Annotated in this window: 21 protein-coding genes; 17 read left to right on the top strand and 4 right to left on the bottom strand. The window is 33.9% G+C overall.

The genetic code is table 11. The annotated features are described in order from the left end of the window. Nucleotides 1-54 precede the first annotated feature (54 nt). Genes VDP25_RS08720 through VDP25_RS08705 form a run of 4 tightly spaced genes read left to right on the top strand, consistent with a single transcriptional unit; the run spans nucleotide 55 to nucleotide 3,380 of the window. Nucleotides 55-1,506 carry a hypothetical protein gene (locus tag VDP25_RS08720; RefSeq protein WP_334468801.1) on the top strand — a complete coding sequence of 484 codons (1,452 nt, stop codon included), beginning with the start codon at nucleotides 55-57 and terminating at the stop codon, nucleotides 1,504-1,506. A gap of 11 nt (nucleotides 1,507-1,517) precedes the next feature. Further along, nucleotides 1,518-2,120 (top strand): DUF6705 family protein, encoded by a 603-nt coding sequence (locus tag VDP25_RS08715; RefSeq protein WP_334468799.1) that lies wholly within the window; start codon nucleotides 1,518-1,520, stop codon nucleotides 2,118-2,120. Nucleotides 2,121-2,167: 47 nt separating this feature from the next. After that, nucleotides 2,168-2,749 (top strand): DUF6705 family protein, encoded by a 582-nt coding sequence (locus VDP25_RS08710; protein ID WP_334468796.1) that lies wholly within the window; start codon nucleotides 2,168-2,170, stop codon nucleotides 2,747-2,749. A gap of 49 nt (nucleotides 2,750-2,798) precedes the next feature. Beyond that, nucleotides 2,799-3,380, top strand: a complete 582-nt coding sequence (locus VDP25_RS08705; protein WP_334468794.1) for a DUF6705 family protein — start codon at nucleotides 2,799-2,801, stop codon at nucleotides 3,378-3,380. 21 nt (nucleotides 3,381-3,401) lie between these two features. Here VDP25_RS08705 and VDP25_RS08700 read toward each other — a convergent pair whose 3' ends face one another. Next, nucleotides 3,402-4,301: a helix-turn-helix transcriptional regulator gene (locus VDP25_RS08700; RefSeq protein WP_334468792.1), complete on the bottom strand. Its 900-nt coding sequence runs from the start codon at nucleotides 4,299-4,301 to the stop codon at nucleotides 3,402-3,404. A gap of 210 nt (nucleotides 4,302-4,511) precedes the next feature. On the opposite strand from VDP25_RS08700, the gene hemA reads away from it, so the two are divergent. From hemA to VDP25_RS08665, 7 genes are all read left to right on the top strand, one after another. Then, on the top strand, nucleotides 4,512-5,759 hold the full coding sequence (gene hemA / locus VDP25_RS08695; protein WP_334468790.1) for a glutamyl-tRNA reductase: 1,248 nt from the start codon (nucleotides 4,512-4,514) through the stop codon (nucleotides 5,757-5,759). Further along, entirely contained in the window at nucleotides 5,752-7,332 is a 1,581-nt protein-coding gene (hemC, locus tag VDP25_RS08690) for a hydroxymethylbilane synthase (protein ID WP_334468788.1), read from the top strand. The genes hemA and hemC overlap by 8 nt, the downstream gene beginning before the upstream one ends. 209 nt (nucleotides 7,333-7,541) lie before the next feature. Then, on the top strand, nucleotides 7,542-8,570 hold the full coding sequence (hemE, locus tag VDP25_RS08685; protein ID WP_334468785.1) for a uroporphyrinogen decarboxylase: 1,029 nt from the start codon (nucleotides 7,542-7,544) through the stop codon (nucleotides 8,568-8,570). Nucleotides 8,571-8,643: 73 nt separating this feature from the next. Beyond that, nucleotides 8,644-9,429 (top strand): EI24 domain-containing protein, encoded by a 786-nt coding sequence (locus VDP25_RS08680; RefSeq protein WP_334468783.1) that lies wholly within the window; start codon nucleotides 8,644-8,646, stop codon nucleotides 9,427-9,429. Further along, the gene (locus VDP25_RS08675; RefSeq protein WP_334468781.1) at nucleotides 9,426-9,971 is read left to right on the top strand and encodes a GNAT family N-acetyltransferase; all 546 of its coding nucleotides are present in this window, start codon (nucleotides 9,426-9,428) and stop codon (nucleotides 9,969-9,971) included. Before VDP25_RS08680 ends, VDP25_RS08675 begins: the two co-directional genes overlap by 4 nt. Nucleotides 9,972-10,630: 659 nt before the next feature. Further along, nucleotides 10,631-11,533, top strand: coding sequence for an oxygen-dependent coproporphyrinogen oxidase (gene hemF / locus VDP25_RS08670; RefSeq protein WP_334468867.1), 903 nt, complete (start codon nucleotides 10,631-10,633; stop codon nucleotides 11,531-11,533). A gap of 82 nt (nucleotides 11,534-11,615) precedes the next feature. Then, nucleotides 11,616-12,002, top strand: coding sequence for a YchJ family protein (locus VDP25_RS08665; protein ID WP_334468779.1), 387 nt, complete (start codon nucleotides 11,616-11,618; stop codon nucleotides 12,000-12,002). A 54-nt stretch (nucleotides 12,003-12,056) separates the two neighbouring features. On the opposite strand, the gene VDP25_RS08660 is transcribed toward VDP25_RS08665, so the two are convergent. Beyond that, nucleotides 12,057-14,693 carry a DEAD/DEAH box helicase family protein gene (locus VDP25_RS08660; RefSeq protein ID WP_334468777.1) on the bottom strand — a complete coding sequence of 879 codons (2,637 nt, stop codon included), beginning with the start codon at nucleotides 14,691-14,693 and terminating at the stop codon, nucleotides 12,057-12,059. Between the two features lie 109 nt (nucleotides 14,694-14,802). On the opposite strand from VDP25_RS08660, the gene hemB reads away from it, so the two are divergent. Together hemB and VDP25_RS08650 are read left to right on the top strand one after the other, a co-directional pair. Further along, a complete protein-coding gene (gene hemB, locus VDP25_RS08655; RefSeq protein WP_334468776.1) occupies nucleotides 14,803-15,795 on the top strand; it encodes a porphobilinogen synthase in 993 nt (330 codons plus the stop codon). An 86-nt stretch (nucleotides 15,796-15,881) separates the two neighbouring features. Next, nucleotides 15,882-16,289: an Lrp/AsnC family transcriptional regulator gene (locus VDP25_RS08650; RefSeq protein WP_334468775.1), complete on the top strand. Its 408-nt coding sequence runs from the start codon at nucleotides 15,882-15,884 to the stop codon at nucleotides 16,287-16,289. Nucleotides 16,290-16,321: 32 nt separating this feature from the next. On the opposite strand, the gene VDP25_RS08645 is transcribed toward VDP25_RS08650, so the two are convergent. Both VDP25_RS08645 and VDP25_RS08640 read right to left on the bottom strand, forming a co-directional pair. Beyond that, on the bottom strand, nucleotides 16,322-16,474 hold the full coding sequence (locus VDP25_RS08645) for a hypothetical protein (RefSeq protein WP_334468774.1): 153 nt from the start codon (nucleotides 16,472-16,474) through the stop codon (nucleotides 16,322-16,324). Further along, complete coding sequence (locus VDP25_RS08640; protein ID WP_334468772.1) at nucleotides 16,456-17,076, bottom strand: GLPGLI family protein; 621 nt, start codon at nucleotides 17,074-17,076, stop codon at nucleotides 16,456-16,458. Before VDP25_RS08640 ends, VDP25_RS08645 begins: the two co-directional genes overlap by 19 nt. A 136-nt stretch (nucleotides 17,077-17,212) precedes the next feature. On the opposite strand from VDP25_RS08640, the gene VDP25_RS08635 reads away from it, so the two are divergent. From VDP25_RS08635 to VDP25_RS08620, 4 genes are all read left to right on the top strand, one after another. Beyond that, nucleotides 17,213-18,331 (top strand): CNNM domain-containing protein, encoded by a 1,119-nt coding sequence (locus tag VDP25_RS08635; RefSeq protein ID WP_215926548.1) that lies wholly within the window; start codon nucleotides 17,213-17,215, stop codon nucleotides 18,329-18,331. A gap of 8 nt (nucleotides 18,332-18,339) precedes the next feature. After that, the gene (locus VDP25_RS08630; RefSeq protein ID WP_334468769.1) at nucleotides 18,340-18,828 is read left to right on the top strand and encodes a methylated-DNA--[protein]-cysteine S-methyltransferase; all 489 of its coding nucleotides are present in this window, start codon (nucleotides 18,340-18,342) and stop codon (nucleotides 18,826-18,828) included. Between the two features lie 127 nt (nucleotides 18,829-18,955). Continuing rightward, on the top strand, nucleotides 18,956-20,095 hold the full coding sequence (locus tag VDP25_RS08625; protein WP_334468767.1) for a serine hydrolase domain-containing protein: 1,140 nt from the start codon (nucleotides 18,956-18,958) through the stop codon (nucleotides 20,093-20,095). Between the two features lie 62 nt (nucleotides 20,096-20,157). Further along, nucleotides 20,158-20,871: a 3'-5' exonuclease gene (locus tag VDP25_RS08620; RefSeq protein ID WP_334468765.1), complete on the top strand. Its 714-nt coding sequence runs from the start codon at nucleotides 20,158-20,160 to the stop codon at nucleotides 20,869-20,871.

Here is a 20,871-nt window from a genome sequence, read left to right as displayed (position 1 = left end):
TCTCATTATCTCATTATCTCATTATCTCATTATCTCAAAATAATTATTTTTGTTTTGGGAATACCAATAGTACTCTACCAATGCCAAAAGTTTGATGATTCACAAACAATTATCGCTGAAGAAAAACCACCTTTAAAAATATCGATTGTACATGGCAATGCGCATTTTGCAAAAGCCAATCCAGATATTTATAACAAACTTAAAAATGCTAATCAAAACCATATAGCAGCTAGAGGCACAGAATATTCTACCGATTATAATTTCTATTATAACTTAGACAATATTCAAATTATTGAGAAAAACACCTATACACAATATACGGTTGTAGTAGAAAACGAATCTCAAAACAACAATCTATTAAATTACGTTTTAATTGTATATAATGATGGAGAAGAACGTCAGTATTTAGTCACCTACCCCAGAATTGAGACCGCAGAAGGCTTAGAAATTGACCATTATAGCGCAACATTACAATCTTTAGATGGCCAATCGCTTTTAGGAAGAGGTACTTTAGCTCCTTGTACAAATGGCACAGTACCTCAACTTATAGATGTAACACCAACTTATAGTTGTACAGCAGTGAATTGTGGTGGTCAAAACCATGGCCCAGAAGATGAAGGCTGTAAATGTGGTACAATTGAAAATGGTTATTATCACGATTGCACTAGAGCCTCCTACGATTGTGGTTGGACAAATGTTAATACTTGGAGTTGCACAGGTAGCAGTAGCTCAGGTGGCCCAGATTCTGGTGGAGAAACTGGTGGTGGTGATACTGATGATGACGATGATGACAATGATGATGATGAATCAATTGGTACAATAGCTTTAGATGATGATGCAATAACTCACCTTAATAATTGTAATGAACTAAAGAAACTTACAGACGATAACGTCATTAAAAATAAGCTGAATTTACTTAAAGCTGATGCAAAAAATAAATATCTAAAGAACGAAAAAGGGTTTAGTTTAAGAAAAAACGCTAATAACGAAACATACTCAACACCTATTATTACTGCAGATATAGGTAGTATTAGTTACCGCCCTTTAATAAATTTATTTGGTGTAGCGCACTTACATCAATTGGTTGGATCAAACCCTATGTTTTCTGCTATGGATGCTTTTGCTTTAAACAGTTACAACAATGCTTTTGACCATAACAACGGTAACACTGACGAATCATTACCAGTTTATATTTTAGTTGTAGCTACGGGAACGTATGCTATAAAAATTAATGATTTAGCTGCAATAAATGCTTATGGCGATGAATTCCCAACATTAAAAAAGCAGTTGAAGGAACACAAAAGATTCAACGAAAAATATAATAAGCATTACAACCCAATAACTGGAGCTACAGGAGATTTTATTGATTATGAAAAAATCTTTACAAAGTATATACAAAGTAAAGGTATATCTCTATACAAGGCAAATAATGAGCTTTCAACTTGGGAAAGACTTGAACATGATTCAAACGCTACCAACGAGATTAAAAAAACAAATTGTAATTAAAACTAAAAAACATGAAACATACATTTTTATTAATACTATTTACTTTTATATTTAGCTCATGTAAAGCTCAAATCGCACCTTTATATCAAATTGATACAGATTTACCCGAAGGCACTCATTTTAAAGACTTAGATAATGACCTAGACCATTTTGAAGGCACTTGGAAATGGCAAAGAAATGACTCTATAGTTACTATTGTTTTACAAAAAAAAGAAGATGTTTACGATAGTGATTATAATCAATACGAGGATTACCTTGTAGGAGAGTACAAATTTACAGTTGGAAATACGGTTATACAGGATTACCTGTCTCGACTTGATGACAACACATTAATAGGGTTAGATCATTATATTGCCGGTAACACAATCTTACACAGAAATCGGAAACCAGTATGCGATGATTGCGCCATTAATCAAAGGCAAGTATTTGTTTACTACCAAGATCCCCTTTATGAATATATAAATTCTGCTATGGTGTTAAGACACAAGGTAGAAAATGGTGTAGAAAAAATGAATATTGTATTCTACTCTTTCAACAGTTTCGTACCGCCAAATTTGGATTCACCCATGGAAAATAGAATTCCTTTTGGAAATTATACGTTTATAAAGCAGTAGAAATTTTAATAGGCTTTGGTTTTAAGCTGAGGCCTTTTATTTTAATTATGAAAAAAATAATTATAATACTCGTCATAAGCTTATCAGTATACAACTGTAAAGCTCAGGTAATCTCTTTAGAAGAAGCAAACACCTATTTTTTAAGCGAAGATGAAGGCCTACCAGACCATATTACTGGAGTAAAAGACATTAACAACACACTCGATGAGTTTTTAGGCGTTTGGACACTAGATTATAACAGCAAACATTATGAGTTAACCATTACAAAATTTGAGAGTATGCTAGCAACAATAAAAATAGATATTTTATTAATTAAGCATAAGATCACAGATAATAATGGTGTAGTTCTAGATGATACCACAAACTTACCAAATAAGAGTCCCTCAGTTATGAATGGACAATTCTTTCTTAATGATAATGAATCTTATTTGGTATCTTATTTGGGACCAAATACTAAATGTGGGCAATTTGGAGATGTAGTAATTAATATAGATAATGATAGTTTAGGTGGAAATGAAATGCTGTTTCACTTAAGTCCTGGGCATGACACAATTACGTCTAATGATTGCAATGCACCTTTAACGTTTCCTTTTCCTGTAGATACATTTTTAACTTTTACAAAACAGTAATTTATAAAAAGGCTTCGGTTATGTATGTATCGAAGCCTTTATTTTAAATATGAAAAAAATAATTATAATACTCATCATAAGCTTATCAGTATACAACTGTAAAGCTCAGGTAATCTCTTTAGAAGAAGCAAACACCTATTTTTTAAGCGAAGATGAAGGCCTACCAGACCATGTTACTGGGGTAAAAGACATTAATAATACACTCGATGAGTTTTTAGGCGTTTGGACACTAGACTATAACAACAAACATTATGAGTTAACCATTACAAAATTTGAGAGTATGCTTGTTGATATCCCAAACGATATTTTATTAATTAAGCATAAGATCACAGATAATAATGGTGTAGTGCTAGATGATACCACTATCTTACCAAATAAGAGTCCATTAATTATGAAAGGACGGTTCTTCCTTAGTGATAATGAAACTTATTTAGTATCTTATTTTGGCTCAAATTCTAAATGTGGGCAATTTGGTGATGTAATCATATATATAGATAATGATAATGTATTAGGAAATGAAATGATTTTTCATTTTGATAGAGGTCATGATATTATTAACTCTAATGAGTGTACCGCACCTGTAACATTTCCTTTTCCTATAGATACATTTTTAACATTTACAAAACAGTAATTTATAAAAAGGCTTCAATTGTTATGTTGAAGCCTGAATATACTTCTTAGGCGTCGTCCCAAATTTCTTCTTAAAAGCGGCAATAAAATGGCTTCCTGTGCTGTACCCCACTTTTAGTCCAACTTCATTGACGTTATAATCACCAGATTCTAAGAGTTTACGTGCGACTTCCATTTTGTAATCAAATAGAAAACTAAAAACCGAATCTCCATAAATTTGTTTAAACCCTTCTTTTAATTTTTTTAAGCTTAAATCTATGTCGTCTGCTAACTCTTGTAAGGTTGGCGGTTCTGCCATATTAGCGATGATAATATCTTTAGCTTTTTTAAGTTTAGCTACATTAACCTCATCCACTAAAAACGGACATTGTTCAATATCGGCATCCTCACTTCTGTTAAAAAACAAGCTTATTAATTCGTAAGCTTTACCTTTAAAATATAAAGACTTAATAGAATTATTAAGATTAAAACTAATCAACTGATTTAAAACAACCGCCATGGATGGAGATATTTTTCCATCCTTATAATACTTCTTCCCCTTATTATCATCTGTTAAAAAGGTAACATAATTCGCATCTTCAGAAAATAAGCCATGGAATTTTTTAATAGAAATCACTAAAGAGACCAACCAAGAATGTGGTTTTAATTCTAAGTGAATGGGCAAATCGCGCTGTGGGTTATATAATAATAACGATGTTTCTTCATCAATATTCAAGGTATAATTCCCTTGATTAAACATAAACGCAGCTGATCCTTTAGTACAAAAATGAAACTGAATAAAACTACTATCAATCTCGCGCTCAAGAATTTCAACCGTATCGTTCTCATTTTTATGCGTTAGCACAAAAAAGCCATCTTCAATACGCGTTTCTTCAAAAGTACCTTTAGCGATACTTTTTAAACCTGTATTTTCTAAATTCATTTCATTCCTATTTAGATTCGTTCTAAACAAAAGGCTAAAAAGCCATTGGTTTTACTACAAAAATATGATATTTATCATGTTTTAGTAAAAAACTAAGCTAAAAAACCACAATCGATACTTTAAGTTCTTCTAGCGTTGTTTTTATTTAAATATCAAATTTACATTTGTGCTGTTACTTTCCAAAGTCAGGTAAACGAGCGAACGCAACACATGCATAATAAAAGCAAATATTTTTACGCTATAGGTCTCAGCTATAAAAAAGCAGATGCCGAAATACGTGGTCACTTTAGTCTAAGCGATACTGCTAAGCAAAATGTTTTATCGCAGGCCAAACAAAACGGTATTGAGAGTCTTTTAGTAATCTCAACATGCAACCGAACAGAAATGTACGGATTTGCAGAACATCCTTATCAACTCATTCAATTATTGTGCGATAACACAAAAGGGACCGTTGAAGAATTTCAAGACGTCGCTTATGTTCATAAAAACAAAGAAGCCATTAATCACATGTTTCGTGTAGGTTCTGGTTTAGATAGTCAAATTTTAGGTGATTTTGAAATTATCTTTCAACTTAAAGCTGGAGCGAGAGCTTCAAAAAAAGTTGGATTATTAAATTCATTTACCGAGCGTTTAGTGAATTCTGTTATTCAAGCAAGCAAACGCATTAAAAACGAAACGCAATTATCATCTGGTGCCACTTCAGTTTCTTTTGCCTCAGTTCAATACATAATGAAGAATGTTGAGAACATTTCTGAAAAAAACATTTTACTCTTCGGAACTGGAAAAATAGGAAGAAACACTTGTGAAAACTTGGTAAAACACACCAAAAATTCTCATATCACTTTAATAAACAGAACTAAAGATAAAGCTGAAGAAGTTGCTGGTAAATTTAACCTCATCGTTAAAGATTACGAGAAACTAGAAGATGAAATTAATGCTTCAGACATTGTTATTGTAGCAACAGGAGCACAAAACCCTACGGTTTATAAAAACCTAATTTCTACTGAAAAACCACTATTAGTTTTAGACCTTTCGATTCCTAAAAATGTAAACGAAGACATTAGAGAGCACGCTAACATCACACTAATACATATGGATGATTTAGCTAAAATTACAGATGATACTTTAGAAAATCGTAAAGCGTTTATTCCAGATGCTGAGGCCATAATCTTAGAAATCACATCAGAATTCAATGCTTGGTTAAACACTTTAAAGTTTGTTCCAACCATTCAAGCTATAAAACATAAGTTAACAGATTTTAAAAACTCTGAACTTAATACACAACGCAAGAAAATTGCTGATTTTAATGAAGATCAAGCAGAATTAATTAGTAATAATATCATTCAAAAAATTACCAATCAATTTGCACACCATCTTAGAGAAGACAGTAACACTTCAGATGAAAGTATAGAGCTTATCAAAAAAATATTTCAGTTAGAAACTACCAATAATGTCTAAAATAATTCGCATTGGCACACGCGACAGCCAGCTCGCTATGTGGCAAGCAAAAACCGTTCAATCACAACTTGAGTATTTAGGTCATAAAACCGTCCTTGTCCCAGTAAAATCAACCGGAGATTTAGTACTCGATAAACCCTTGTACGAACTTGGAATTACCGGAATTTTCACTAAAACCTTAGATATTGCCATGTTAAATGGGAGTATTGATATTGCGGTACATTCACTAAAAGATGTCCCAACAGTTCTACCAAAAGGCATAATTCAAGCGGCAGTTCTAAAACGTGGAAACATTAATGACACCTTAGTTTTTAAAGACAATGAAGAGTTTTTATCTGCTAAAGATGCCATTATAGCCACAGGAAGTTTAAGGCGACGAGCACAATGGTTAAACCGCTACCCAACACACACCATTGTTGGTTTGCGTGGCAACGTAAATTCAAGACTAGAAAAGTTAGAAGAAAACGAAGATTGGGATGCTGCTATTTTTGCAGGAGCTGGTTTAGGGCGTTTAAACATTACACCCGAAAACTCAATTAATCTACACTGGATGGTTCCAGCACCAGCACAAGGAGCTATTATGATTACGGCTTTAGAAGCTGACGAGGACACTAGAGCAATCTGTGCAGAAATTAATCACGAAGAAACACAAATTTGTACGTCTATTGAGCGCGAATTTCTAAATCGCTTAGAAGGAGGTTGTACTGCACCAATTGGAGCGATTTGTTATATAAATAAAGAAGAAGAGGTTAACTTTAAAGGTGTTCTTTTAAGTAAAGACGGTACTAAAAAAATAGAAGTTACTAAAGTGGTACCTCTAGGCAAACATGAAGAGGTAGCAGAATTCTGTGCCAATTATATCATTGGAAAAGGTGGTAAAGTTTTAATTGACGAATTAACGCAAGGTGACAAAATCACTAATATCTATTCCACAAAAAAACTAACCAACGATCAGCTAGCCAAGTTTCATGAAGCAGTGGTTGCTGAGAGTAATGATGATATTAAAATTAATCCTAACCGATTAAATAAAACTATCGTCCGTAATGAAATTGAGAACGTTATCATTACAAGTCAGAATACTGTAGATTCTTTACTTACTAATTTTTCACCTGTAGAATTACAATTCAAAAATATTTATTGTGTAGGTCGAAAGACAAAGCGAATGGTTGAAAAACGTATCGGAAAAGTAAAACATTACGAGCAGTACGCTAAAGATTTAGCCGAACACATGGCTGAATACATGGATGGTACCGAAGTGACCTATTTCTGTAGTAATTTAAGATTAGACACTATACCTGATATTTTATCTAAACACAACATCAAAGTCAACGAAGTTGAAGCATACGAAACTAAGCTTGATGCTAAGAAAGTTAAAGGAGACTTAGATGGCGTCATGTTTTATAGCCCATCAACGGTTCAAAGTTTTTTACAACTAAATGAAGCTAAAGGCATTGCATTTTGTATTGGCGAAACGACGGCTACTGAAGCTAAAAAGTACTTTAAAGAAGTGAGAGTTGCTAAAGTTCCTTTGGTTGAGAGTGTTGTTGAGTTGGTGAATGAATTTTACAAATAGTATTACACCCCTAAAGTCCCCTCAAGGGGACAATTGTTCTATGAAACTTTAGAGGTTTATGATAAAAAATCTTATTTTCAAAATGAACATAATATTATCAGTTTACTCAATTTTAAATCTGTAAATTGTCCCCTTGAGGGGACTTTAGGGGTGTTTTTTGAAAAAATAATTAAAAAATAGATTCCTGTCTTTACAGGAATAACAGAAACATGATAAAGAACGATTTATTTTTAAGAGCATTAAAAGGAGAAACTGTAGAACGCCCACCAGTTTGGATGATGCGTCAAGCGGGCAGATACTTACCTGAGTTTATGGAAATCAAAGCGAAATATGATTTCTTTACACGTTGTCAAACACCAGAATTAGCAAGTGAAATTACGGTACAACCTATTCGTAGATACGGAATGGATGCTGCGATTCTGTTTTCAGATATTTTAGTGATTCCACAAGCGATGAATATTGAGGTACAAATGAAGCCTAATTTTGGGCCTTACTTACCAAATCCTATTCGCTCTCAAAAAGACGTCGATAACGTCATTGTTCCTGATGTAAAAGAGGCTTTAAACTATGTTTACGAGGCTATAAAAGCGACCAAAGAAAAGCTAAATGACGACATTCCGTTAATTGGTTTTGCGGGTTCACCTTGGACTATTCTTTGTTACTGTGTGCAAGGTCAAGGCTCTAAAAACTTTGATAAAGCTAAAGAATTTTGTTTTACAAATCCGATTGCTGCACATGGTTTACTGCAGAAAATCACAGATACAACCATCGCCTATTTAAAGGAAAAAGTAAAAGCGGGTTGTAATGCTGTACAAGTTTTTGATTCTTGGGGAGGCATGTTATCTCCTGTAGATTATCAAGAATTTTCTTGGCAATATATACAACAAATCATTGATGCCCTAAAGGATGATGCACCAGTTATTGCTTTTGGAAAAGGCTGCTGGTTTGCCTTAGATACAATGGCAAAATCTGGAGCTTCTGCTTTAGGTATCGACTGGACATGTTCTGCAAAAAATGCACGTTACCTCACCGGAGGGAATATCACTTTACAAGGTAATTTTGATCCTACACGATTATTCTCGCCACCTGCAGAAATCAAAAAGATGGTGACTCAAATGATTAACGACTTCGGGAAAGATAAATACATCGTTAATTTAGGACATGGTATTTTACCAAACATTCCATTAGAGAATGCCAAAGCATTTATTGACGCCGTTAAGGAATACAAAGCGGAGTAAGATTAATTCTCTATTATTGTAACTTAAAACACCTTTTAACGTCTTTTAAGTATCGTCAATTAAAAACAATAATATGATTAATAACATATTAAAAGGTATACAAGCCTATACCGGAACTTTCGCTTTAATTTCAAAATTAAAACTTTGGAAATACTTCGCTATTCCTATACTTATTAGCATTGTTACTGCTACCATTATTGGACTATCAGCTTATGGTTTTTCTGATAATATGGGGCGTTTTATAGCTAAAGTATGGGTTTGGGATTGGGGCAAAGAGACCTTTACTACCATTTCTACCTTTATTGGTGGTATAATGATAGTAGCTATTGGCTTAATTCTTTATAAACATATCATTATGGCCTTGTCTGCACCTTTTATGAGTCCGGTTTCAGAAAAAATTGAAACACACTTAACAGGCATCGACAAGCACAATCACAGAACGACCTCTTTTCAAGAACAACTATGGAGAGGTATTCGTATTAACGTTAGAAACTTAGGAAAGGAATTATTAATTACACTACCCATTTTATTATTGAATTTCATTCCGCTAATTGGAAATATTGCATCTACAGTTATATTGTTTTTAGTACAAGCATATTATGCCGGATTCGGTAATATGGATTATACGCTAGAACGTCATTTTAAGTATCGTGAGAGTATTCAATTTGTAAGAAAATATAGAGGTGTTGCTATAGGAAATGGTATTGTTTTCATGTTGTTTTTATTCATTCCTGTTATTGGTGTTATCATCGTTTTACCCTTAAGTGTAACAGCTGCAACACTAAAGACCGTTGAGCTTTTAAAGAATGAAAACCTATTAAACAAAGACCTTTCCAACATAGAAAAATGGAAAGCATGATAACGGCATTCAATGGTTTTAAAATCACCCCCATTCATGAAAGAGACACATGGAACATTTGTGATTTTTGTGTCGCAAATGCAGATAGACTAAAACTATATTTTCCAAAAACTTTAGAACAGAATTTAAACCCAACCTTATCTCAACTCTTTGTTGAAAAAATGGTGAAACAGTTCGAAAACAAAGAAACGTTTCTATTCACATTAAAACATACTGAAACCAGAGAACTCGCAGGACTTGTTTACATCAAGGAACTCGACTGGACTATAAAACAAGGAGAATTTGCCTACTGCATTGGTTATCCTTTTGAAGGGCAAGGCTTAATGTCTGGAGCTATTAATCAACTATCTCAACATGCTTTTACTAGTTTAGGTCTAGAAACACTTCAGATTATTGCTCATAAAGATAATTTACCGAGCGTAAAAGTGGCTTTAAAAAATGATTTCAAATGGATTAAAACCTTGGCTAATGAGTATACACCAATTGGAAAATCGCCTTTGGATATGGAATTGTATGAGTTAAATAAACAAAACACACGCTAAGACCTTGCAGGTTTTTAAAACCTAGCAGGTCAATCCTACACTTAATTCAAGACTAAATTTGTAATACAATGGAATTACTAAAAAAAGACAATTACTATCATATTTATAATCGTGGTATCAATAGTGAAACTGTTTTTCAAGACGACAACAATATGTCTTATTTTCTCAAACTTGTTGAGAAATACCTAATTCCAAAAGTTAACATTCTAGCTTACTGTTTACTCAATAATCATTTTCATTTTGCTATTGAAGTCACAACAGACACCAAAGAAGTTAATCAAGCTTTTTCAAATTTATTTAATGCCTATACCAAAGCTTACAACAAGCAGAATTATAGAACAGGTGCTTTATTTGAAAGACCATTTAAAAGAAAGCACATTAAAAATGAAAATTATTTAAAACAACTCATTTTATACATACATAGAAATCCAGAAAATCATAATATTGTTGAAGATTTCAAATCTTATGAGTTTTCCTCTTTTAAATTATACAGTACTGAAAATACTACATTAATTAGCGAGAAAAAGCCATATATTATTGGGCTTTTTGATGCCTTAAAGAACTTCAATATAACACATAACAATAATACACCGAACGAATTAAATATGGAATACGATGATTCTAGACCTGCTGGGTTTGAAAAACCCGCTAGGTCTTCAATGAAAGACCAATTCTTCAAATACATACACCAATTACAAGACACTATTACCTCTAAACTAGAGGAAGTAGACGGCAAGGCTAAATTCCAAGAAGACCTTTGGGACCGACCAGAAGGAGGCGGAGGAAGAACACGCGTTATTGAAAACGGTGCTGTTTTTGAAAAAGGAGGTGTGAATATTTCTGGTGTTCACGGTAAGTTACCAGACAGCATGCAGAAATATTTTGGTGTAGAGGATGCCGATTTTTTTGCTTGTGGATTAAGCTTAGTCTTACATCCTAAAAATCCAATGGTACCAACCGTACACGCCAACTGGCGCTATTTTGAAATGTATGATAAAGATGGAAATATTGTAGACCAATGGTTTGGTGGTGGACAAGATTTAACGCCTTACTATTTGTTTGAAGACGATGCGAAACACTTCCATCAAACTTGCAAAACGGCTTGCGACAAACACAACCCAGAGTTTTATGCTAAATACAAAGCGCGTTGCGATGAATATTTTTATAACGCACACCGTAATGAAGGTCGTGGTATTGGCGGTTTATTCTTTGATTATTGCAAAGCTACCGACAATATGAGTATGCAAAACTGGTACGATTTTGTAACCGAAGTTGGCGATAGTTTCTTAGAAGCTTATGTACCAATCGTTGAAAAACGAAAAGATTTAGACTACACCAAAGCGCAACGTGACTGGCAAGAAATTAGAAGAGGACGTTACGTAGAATTCAATCTCGTACACGATAAAGGCACCTTATTCGGATTAAAAACCAATGGTCGTATAGAAAGTATCCTCATGAGCTTACCGCCACATGTGCAATGGGTGTACGACCACCAGCCAGAAGCTGGAAGCGAAGAAGAAAAACTAATTAAAGTGTTACAAAACCCTGTAGATTGGGTATAATTTAAACAGACTAGACCTAGCAGGTTTACTGTTTGACCTAGCAGGTTTTAAAAACCTAGCAGGTCTCTAAAAAATAGCAACAATGAATTGCCATTGCGGAAATACCAAAACCTACCAGGACTGCTGCGAAATATTCCATAGCAACAACGGAAAAACAGAAACCGCTGAGCAACTGATGCGTTCGCGCTATAGCGCTTTTGTTTTAGCGGATGGCGATTATTTAATGGCAACGCATCACAGCTCTACACGACCAACAAAAGAGAAAAAAGCGATTGTAAAATGGGCAAAATCTGTTCAATGGATACGACTTGAGGTTTTAGAAACCACAAAAGGAACTGAGAACGATACAGAAGGCACGGTAACCTTTAATGCTTACTTTTTTGAAAATGGAAACGTAGATGTTATTCATGAAAAATCAGCTTTAGTAAAAGAGAATGAGCAATGGTTTTACTTAGGCTTGAGTCGATAGTAAAAACCTTAAACCTGACCTAGCAGGTTTTAAAAACCTTGCAGGTCTAACTTATCACTTCCAAACCATAACCTCTTTGGTCACTTCCTTAAAAGCATTATACACATGAAACAATCGTGCTTTTAAAAGTAATTTTCGGCCTTCCACGCTTCGTGTAAAAATCAATTTGCTTTGCCCTAAATAATGTTTCCAATGTTTTTGAAACACTAAGGCATTTTCTTTTTTATCGCCAAACAATTCCGGAACTGGATAGAAATTTTCAACATCTAATCGCTTTCTGAAAAAATTCGTCTTTACAATTAAATATCTTGGCGATTCTATAGGTTCTAAAAGCTCAGTCAACGCTTTTGCGAATAGCGAATTTTCAAGCGCATTAGCACCAACCAAATTACAAACCACATCGCCTTTTCCTAATACATAAGAATTCATGTTTATACTAGCTCTACCCGAAGTGATATAACCCAAGTCATCCAAAGTATCGAGAATGGCTAATCCCATTTTGCCAATCTTTTTATAGAGGTAACCATGACGTAGATATAATTTTAAGGTCTTATAAAGTTTATAGCCAAACACACCTATAAAGGCCGCTAAAAGCGCATATATAAAATAAAAAACACCACGCTGTAAGATGAGATGAAAACTTTGAGCAACAAACTCCACATAAAACAGCATCATGGTAAATAACAATTCGACTATAAAAAAGCGAAGCACATCAAAATAATAGATTTGCTGTTGGCGTTTATAAGGGCGTTTGCCTTGATGTAAAACCTTGACTTCCTTGGTTAGCTTTGTGCCTTTTCCGATGGCATTATTCCATTTTTCAGTCGTTAATATACGTTTGGTTGCAACATTTAAGGTCGATTCATTTAAAGTATCAATCTGTTCCACCGGAATCTCATCAGGAATATTTAAACGTTCAAAACCATTGGAAATAAAAGGAATCGTACTGTTGGTTACACCTACAAAAGCTTCAAAGCGTCGCTTTAAAGTATCTACTTCTCTTCCGCCATCTAAATCTGTTGGGTCCACGCAGGCCAAATGCCAAATGTTTCCGGTTTTGTTGGGTGCATTGGCATCTTTTCTGATTGCTCTTCCTCGCATTTGATTAGAAGACACAAAAGATCCTATAAAAGACGCTAGAATTAAACTGTTAATAGATGGCGCATCCCAACCTTCGCCTAATAAGGATTTTGTACCGACTAAAACTCTAATATAACCTGCTTCAAAAAGTTGGGTGAGAATGCTAACGATAGAATTTTTCGGTTTTCCTTTTGAAGTTACCAATAAAAAGGATTCATCTATTTGTAAGGACGAAAAGGAAAAATCATCTAAAGAAGCAATCGTTTCAAAATGCCTTAAAATGGATTGATGAATAATAACAATACTGCCGGAAAGCACCGCTAATTCTTCAGGCCTATTACAATAATAACGAACATATTGAAAAATAGGAAGCACACCAATTTTATCGATGTCTTCTATTTCTTCAGTTTTAATATTTAAAAATTCTTTTCGAATGTAATCTGTTAGAATCACGCATCTTAAATCTCGTTTTAAGCTTTCGCGTTCTGCCTTAACAATACTAACGATGCTTTTTAATTTACTTGGACTGTTAGATAAGGATTTGTAAAGCAGTTGTTCTCCAATAAAATCGACTGAATTTCGTTCAAAAACATGAAGTCGTCTTAGTTGTTTTTCTAAAGTTGAAATGTACTTTTCTTGCTCAATTAATTGTTCTCTGTCTGAAACTAATATATTCTGAAACAAAATACCAAGCCAATGCAAATCGAGCTTAGGAAACTGAATCAGTTCTTGTTTTTCAAAACCTAAAACTTCTAATTTTTGATGATCAATTTCAAAGCCACAAGCATATAAAAATATGAGAATGGCCGAAAAGTATTCCGTATTTGAATAGAGTTCATCCAAATGCCAATTCGGATTTTTATAAAAACGATGTTCAATTAGAAAGTTAATGAACACCTCATCCTTTAATAATTCATCTTTAAAATCGGCAATATCGCGTCTAAAATCAACAATAAAATTTATCTCTAAATCTTCAGGTTTTGAGAAGTATACAAAATCTTGATGCGGACTTAAATCGCCTTCGCGCACCAAATCTGGAACCGCTATCTCATCATCCACCTCGCCACAAAGCGTAAAATATTTAGATACCTCTGCTCTACTGCTATCGTAAGGTGGTGTTGCTGTGAGCGCCACAACGTAAAATTCAGAATTCTGTTTTAAATCCATTAAACATTTCCACCAAGCATTTTTTAAGTGATGCGCTTCGTCTAAAACTAAAGTTTCAATGTGATGGGTTTTAAAGAATTGGTAGTAGTCGTTTTTATCTTCAAACGTTTTATAAAACGCATGAAGTGATTGATAGGTAGAAAACGTGATATCGCTTGGCGCTTTAATATCGAATGAATAGGCTTCAAAATCACAATTCTCGGTAAAAAAGTTTTGTAAGCGGTCTTCCCATTGGTTTCTTATGGTCAATGTTGGAGCAAGGACAAGTGTTTTCTTTCCTAATTTTCTAACGATTTCTAATCCTAAGATGGTTTTCCCTGAACCAGGAGGTGCAATCACGTGAAAATGATTGTCTGCAATATGACTATTAAAATGCTTTAAAAGTTCAGCTTGATAGCTTCTCCAAGGAAAAATAAATTCTAAATCATCTAGGGATTTGAGCACTCAGAAATGGGTTTTATTAGTTAACTTTGTGGTGATAAAAGTAATCATAATCCTCATACATTAAAACCTGTCCGGTTTCTAAAACCTGACAGGTCTAAAAGATATAATCATGTTTCCATTACGAAGAAATAGAAGACTAAGAACTAACGCGGCTATTAGAAGTTTAGTTAGAGAAAACTACATTACACCAAATGATTTTTTAGTACCACTTTTTGTGGTTGAAGGCAAGGGCGTAAAAGATGAAATTCCGTCTATGCCCAATTATTTTAGGTACAGTTTAGATTTACTTGAAGGTGAAGTCAAAGAATTATGGAACTTAGGTTTAAAAGCGGTGTTACTCTTTGTAAAAGTTCCGGATAATTTAAAAGATAATAAAGGTACAGAGGCATTAAACCCAAATGGATTGATGCAACGTGCTATTAAAACGGTAAAAAATGCTTGTCCGGATATGATAGTGATGACAGATGTTGCCCTAGACCCTTATTCTTCTGTTGGTCATGATGGTATTGTACAAAACGGGATGATTATTAATGACGAATCGGCCGAAGTGCTAGCAAAAATGGCCTTAACACACGCTCAAGCGGGTTCTGATTTTGTAGCACCTAGCGATATGAACGATGGAAGAACGTTACAAATTCGCCAATTATTAGAACAAGAAGGCTATAAAAACACTGGTATTATGGCTTATACTGCAAAATACGCGTCTTCGTTTTATGGTCCTTTTCGCGATGCTCTTGATTCTGCACCTGTGGATTTAGTGGATGTACCAAAAGACAAAAAAACCTACCAAATGGATTTTGGTAACCGAATAGAAGCGGTTAGAGAAACTCTAATAGATATTGAGGAAGGTGCCGATATTGTTATGGTTAAACCAGGCCTTTCATATCTTGATATTTTAAGAGATATTAAAAATGAAGTCAATGTGCCTGTGGCAGTTTATCAAGTCTCAGGCGAATACGCCATGATAAAAGCAGCAGCAGAAAAAGGCTGGTTAAATCATGACCAGGTAATGCTAGAAACCACGATGGCTTTTAAGCGTGCTGGCGCTGATATTATTGCTTCCTATTTCGCTAAAGATGTGGTTAAACTACTTAACGATTAATAAATATCAAACACTAATCAAATTAATTTTACTATTTTTAGTTTCGAATCAATCGAATAACCAATAAATTGATTTCGAAACTAAAAATGGACGACATTGACGAAAAAATCATAAAAATGCTCAGTGTAAACGCACGTGAGTCCTTTGCAACTATCGGAAAATCTGTAGATTTATCTGCGCCTGCTGTTGGAAAACGCGTCAAACAATTGGAAGAAAAAGGTATTATCTTAGGCTATTCGCTTCATCTTAATCATGAAAAACTTGGAGTGAATGTTAAAGCTTATATCAATCTAAAAATCCATCAATCTAGTACTATAAGAACAGCCTACAATCAAATTAAATACTTAGACGAAGTACAACGATGTGATCGCATTACAGGTGAAGACAGTCTTTGCATTTTGGCTTATTTTAAAAGCAACAAAGATTTAATAACCTTATTGGAACGTATATCGCAATATGGTGTGCCAAATACACGTATTATTTTAGAAAGTTAACTTTTTACTTTCTATATCATTTTAATTGTTCTTTAATTATCTCCAAAAGGATTACCGCTAAACCTAATAAATTCTTCTTGAGTTAACAGTTCGCCTTCTGTAGGCTCAATTATATCATCCGCTTCAGGGTGGTCAATATCAATTTTAATTACAGTCCATAACAGCGCTACATCATTACAGTCCATAACAGCGCTACATCTTCTATTTCTAGGATTAAGCCAGGCAAACCGTTAAAACCTCTTGGACCATGTTTAACCGGAATCTCAGGAGCAAACCACGCCTTTACTTTTTTATTATTGCGTTTCTCTATAGTTGCCAAATAACATGTATAGCCGTCTATTTGTTTGGTCTCTTTAGTAATTACCCAGTCTTTTGGTTTTTGAATTACTCTTTTTGTAGGCCCCATTATAGTATTTTGAGTAATGCTATAATTACGACTCCTGTCATTGTAATATATAGAACTCCCTCCAGCCATAAACCAAGTAAGGTTTATATTACTTAGGGTTATGCTAAGTCCGTCACCACTGTTATTCCATCCCGGAATATCAATCTTTGGCTCCACATTATAAATAGCGATACTATCATTAAACACTAAATAGCCTTCAACCGGTTGAGATTCTTTCATCATCAATAAGGCTTCATTTTTGGCCTCTGTATTTTTACGATTTTGAAACGGCTCTTCTACACTATCTTTTATAGTCTCTAGACGATAGGTTACCTTTCCTTTTATTTGTGCAGACAAACTATAGTACCCTAACAAAACAAATATTAATATAATAGTTCTCATAGGTCTAATTTACAAAATGTTTTAATATCCCTTTTTATTTCGTATTCCTTATAACTTAGTAATAACTAAAAAAATAGCTAGGTTGTAATTAGTATTCATTTCGTAACTTTGTATTTATAAAAACTACAAAACATTAATGGGCTTACTCATTTTTTACGCTGTCATCTCTATCTTTTTTTCATTTTTATGCTCTATTTTAGAGGCTGTACTTTTAAGCATTACTCCTACTTTTATTAATATAAAAAAGAAAGAAGGAAAAACTTATGCTACAGAATTAGAAGAATTAAAAAAAGATGTCGATCGTCCACTCATCGCTATACTTACACTAAATACCATTGCCCACACTGTTGGCGCAATTTTAGTTGGTGTGCAAGCAAAAGTGGCTTATGTTGAGCTTTATGGCTCTACTAAACGAAGCATTTTAGGATTCGAATTCACTGAGGACATTATGGTTGCTGTTGTTTCTACAATAATGACTATTCTTATTTTAGTCGCTTCAGAAATTATTCCTAAAACCATTGGAGCCACATTTTGGAGACAATTAGCAAACTTTACATCAAAAGCTTTAAACATTTTAATATTTCCATTAAAATACACTGGTATTTTATGGGTACTTCAACTCACTACAAAATTAATTGGCGGTAAAGGTCATGGTAGTGTTTTAAGCAGAGAGAGTTTTGCTGCTATGGCAGAGATTGCACAAGAAGAAGGTGTTTTTGAAGAAAACGAAAGTAAAGTCATTAAAAACTTATTGAGCTTTAAAGAGGTACAAGCTAAAGATGTTATGACACCTCGTACAGTAATGAAAACGGAAGACGAAAGCATGACTATTGAAGCCTTTTTTAATGCAAACTCTAATGTTAGATTTTCAAGAATTCCTGTATTTACTAATGATGCAGATAATATTACAGGTTTGGTTTTAAAAGCTGAAGTTTTTAAAGAAATGGCACTAGGTAATGGTTCAAAATTATTATCTGATATTAAACGAAGTATTATTATTGTAAATCGTAGTTTACCTATTCCAACTTTATTTGAACAGTTGGTAGAAAGTAGAAACCACCTAGCCTTAGTTGTAGATGAATACGGTTCGGTAAGTGGTTTAGTAACTATGGAAGATGTTATTGAAACATTACTTGGCTTAGAAATTATGGATGAAAGCGATAATGTATCCGACTTACAACTTTTAGCAAGACGAAGCTGGGAATCTAGAGCAAAACGATTGGGTATCATTGATAATGATAATCCAGAAAACTAAACCTTCTTTTGGAACAGCTACCTCTACAAATCTGCTATATTGACACTCCACTTGGACATGCCAAAATTAGCGGAAATGAAAATGGTTTAACCTCTGTTTCAATTTTAGACACACAAGAACAACTATCTGACACTATTCCTGAACCCTTATTAGATGGTGTAATTCAGCTTAAAGCATACTTCAACGAAACCCGAAAAACTTTCGACTTAAAATTAAACCCTGAAGGTACTGCGTTTCAGAAAAAAGTATGGAGAGCTCTTGAAACCATTCCATTTGGCAAAACCATGTCGTATTTACAATTATCTAAACAATTAGGAGATATAAAAGCTATAAGAGCAGTCGCAAGTGCCAACAGCAAAAATCCACTTTGGATTATTATACCTTGCCACAGAGTCATTGGAAGTGACGGAAGTTTAACAGGTTACGCTGGTGGATTACACAGAAAACAATGGTTGCTTAATCACGAAAGCGAGCACAAACAACAGTCCCTTTTTTAGTCAGAATTTTACTATATTTATTTTTTTAATCCGCTTTTACAAAACAAGCGTTCTACAAACGTATCAAACAACCAAGTCATACATAGCACATAGCCTATGACAAGTAAAAACCAATAAGTAAGAACACATGAAATTCATTAAAAAACTACTAAAATGGCTTATCGGAATTGTTGTCGCACTCGTTATTGCTGCTTATATTTTTGATTATGATTATATTTTAAAAGGAGTTCGCGTCGTCTATTTTACTGGTCATTCTACAGCCTTTATTGACGATTACCCTTATTTTGAAAATGATACAATTAAGAAAGGCCCCCAAACTGATGCTTGGCCCTTACACAAAAATTACAATGCTGTGACAGCTACAGACGAGTTAACAGCCATAAATGATAAGTACGGTACAATTGCATATTTAATTATAAAAAATGATAGCATTTTTTACGAACAGTATGCAGAAGGTTACAGTAAAGACTCTAAAACCAATTCTTTTTCAATGGCCAAAAGCATCACCTCAGCATTACTTGGTAAGGCTATTATGGAGGGTTATATAAAAAATTTAGATCAACCCATTAGTGATTTTTATCCGCAATTTAAAGATACAAAAACTACAGTTGGAGACTTATCGTCTATGTCTTCTGGTTTAGATTGGGTAGAATCTTATACAAGTCCATTTTCTATTACAGCAAGAGCAAATTATGATGATGATTTGGCTGAAACTATTTTAAATCAGAAAGTCGTAAAAACACCTGGTAAAGAATTTGAATATTTAAGTGGCAGCACTCAATTACTAGGTATGGTCATTAAAGAAGCCACCGGAAAACAATTAGCAGACTATCTCTCTGAAAGTTTTTGGCAACCTTTAGGAGCCGAAAACGATGCGTTATGGCAATTAGATGATGATGAAAATAAACTAGCAAAAGCCTTTTGCTGTATCTCTAGTAATGCTCGCGATTTTGCGCGTTTTGGAAAGCTTTATAAAGACCATGGAAAATGGAATGGCAAACAGCTCCTTGATTCTACTTTTGTTGCCAAGTCAACCCAATCTAGGTTTAAAGGTCAGCCTTATGGTTATGGCTTTTGGGTTAGTGATTATAATAACAAACACACCTTTGCAATGATTGGTATTTTAGGGCAATATGTAATTACAATTCCTGAAGATAACGTCATCATTATCAGACTAGGACACCATAGGAGTCCCGAAAAAGTTAATTTTTTCCCTTCGGATTTTTATGTTTATATTGATGAAGCTTATGCGATGATGAAGAAATAGATTTTTAGAATTAAAATCTCTAAAGCTTTTTAAATCTTTTGAGATTTAGAAAATTAACAGCTATGATTTCAAAACTCAACTTAGAACACATTCTATTTTTAGACATAGAAACCGTTCCTGAAACAGAAAACTTCACTGATTTAGACAAAACAAAACAAGACCTTTGGGATGCTAAATCGCGTTACCAACGTAAAGACGAGTTTACGGCGGAAGAATTCTATGACAGAGCTGGTATTTGGGCCGAATTTGGTAAAATTGTGTGTATTTCGGTCGGCCATTTTAAAATGCAAGGCGAATCTCGAAGCTTTAGAGTCACATCGTTTTACGGTGATGAAGTCAAGATTTTAAAGGATTTTAAAAATTTACTGATTTCACATTTCAGTTCTAATAAACATTTACTTTGTGCCCATAACGGTAAGGAATTTGACTTTCCATACATTGCAAGACGTATGATTATCCACAACATAGAATTACCATACAAATTGAATCTTTTCGGTAAAAAACCATGGGAAGTACCACATCTCGATACGTTAGAATTATGGAAATTTGGAGATTATAAAACCTATACCTCTTTAAAACTATTAACCAACGTTTTAGGCATTCCTTCACCAAAAGATGACATAGATGGTAGTGAAGTATATCGTGTCTATTATAAAGAGAAAGAAATAGATCGTATTATCATTTATTGTGAAAAAGACACCATTGCTGTAGCTCAAATTTTCTTAAGATTGCGAGGAGACGAATTACTTCACGATAATGAAATAAAACATGTGTAA

This window comes from Winogradskyella sp. ECml5-4, assembly GCF_036903175.1.
GTDB classification, from domain to species: domain Bacteria; phylum Bacteroidota; class Bacteroidia; order Flavobacteriales; family Flavobacteriaceae; genus Winogradskyella; species Winogradskyella damuponensis.
This window is presented reverse-complemented; position numbering and strand designations above follow the sequence as displayed.

Coding starts and splice junctions, on each gene's coding strand:
- VDP25_RS08715 (WP_334468799.1), top strand. CDS start 1,518: ATGAAACATACATTTTTATTAATACTATTTACTTTTATATTTAGCTCA.
- VDP25_RS08645 (WP_334468774.1), bottom strand. CDS start 16,474: ATGGACTGTAATGATGTAGCGCTGTTATGGACTGTAATTAAAATTGAT.
- VDP25_RS08680 (WP_334468783.1), top strand. CDS start 8,644: ATGATTAATAACATATTAAAAGGTATACAAGCCTATACCGGAACTTTC.
- hemB (WP_334468776.1), top strand. CDS start 14,803: ATGTTTCCATTACGAAGAAATAGAAGACTAAGAACTAACGCGGCTATT.
- VDP25_RS08620 (WP_334468765.1), top strand. CDS start 20,158: ATGATTTCAAAACTCAACTTAGAACACATTCTATTTTTAGACATAGAA.
- VDP25_RS08635 (WP_215926548.1), top strand. CDS start 17,213: ATGGGCTTACTCATTTTTTACGCTGTCATCTCTATCTTTTTTTCATTT.
- VDP25_RS08650 (WP_334468775.1), top strand. CDS start 15,882: ATGGACGACATTGACGAAAAAATCATAAAAATGCTCAGTGTAAACGCA.
- VDP25_RS08640 (WP_334468772.1), bottom strand. CDS start 17,076: ATGAGAACTATTATATTAATATTTGTTTTGTTAGGGTACTATAGTTTG.
- VDP25_RS08665 (WP_334468779.1), top strand. CDS start 11,616: ATGAATTGCCATTGCGGAAATACCAAAACCTACCAGGACTGCTGCGAA.
- hemC (WP_334468788.1), top strand. CDS start 5,752: ATGTCTAAAATAATTCGCATTGGCACACGCGACAGCCAGCTCGCTATG.
- VDP25_RS08700 (WP_334468792.1), bottom strand. CDS start 4,301: ATGAATTTAGAAAATACAGGTTTAAAAAGTATCGCTAAAGGTACTTTT.
- VDP25_RS08710 (WP_334468796.1), top strand. CDS start 2,168: ATGAAAAAAATAATTATAATACTCGTCATAAGCTTATCAGTATACAAC.
- hemA (WP_334468790.1), top strand. CDS start 4,512: ATGCATAATAAAAGCAAATATTTTTACGCTATAGGTCTCAGCTATAAA.
- VDP25_RS08705 (WP_334468794.1), top strand. CDS start 2,799: ATGAAAAAAATAATTATAATACTCATCATAAGCTTATCAGTATACAAC.
- VDP25_RS08675 (WP_334468781.1), top strand. CDS start 9,426: ATGATAACGGCATTCAATGGTTTTAAAATCACCCCCATTCATGAAAGA.
- VDP25_RS08625 (WP_334468767.1), top strand. CDS start 18,956: ATGAAATTCATTAAAAAACTACTAAAATGGCTTATCGGAATTGTTGTC.
- hemE (WP_334468785.1), top strand. CDS start 7,542: ATGATAAAGAACGATTTATTTTTAAGAGCATTAAAAGGAGAAACTGTA.
- hemF (WP_334468867.1), top strand. CDS start 10,631: ATGAAAGACCAATTCTTCAAATACATACACCAATTACAAGACACTATT.